Below are 354 nucleotides of genomic sequence, written 5' to 3'. Positions count from 1 at the left end.
TGTCTGTCACCGACTATTCCTCTAGCAAGAATAGGTGGTGATGAGTTTGCGATCATTGTCCATAACCAAACAGAGCAACAGCTATTGGATTTGTGTAAAACTCTATTTCGTATAACTGAAGAACCATTTGTAGTAAATCAGCATAGTTTTTACTTATCTCTTAGTATAGGAATAGCAGTGTATCCATTTGGAGGAATAAATACTACTACACTTTTACAACACGCTGATATCGCTATGTATAGCGCAAAGGAAAAAGGTAACAATGCTGTTTGTATGTATGACGAGACATTATCTCAAAAAGTAACTCGTCGATTACGATTAGAACAGGATTTACCAAATGCAATTGAAAATAAT

Annotated in this window: 1 protein-coding gene; it reads left to right on the top strand. The window is 35.0% G+C overall.

Translation table 11 applies throughout. From position 1 onward, the window contains the following. On the top strand, positions 1-354 hold a 354-nt coding region (locus HFD78_RS29125; protein WP_191968155.1), incomplete at both ends, for a diguanylate cyclase domain-containing protein.

Source organism: Bacillus sp. EKM501B (genome assembly GCF_011800505.1).
Taxonomy (GTDB): Bacteria; Bacillota; Bacilli; order Bacillales; family Bacillaceae_G; genus Bacillus_A; species Bacillus_A cereus.
This window is presented reverse-complemented; position numbering and strand designations above follow the sequence as displayed.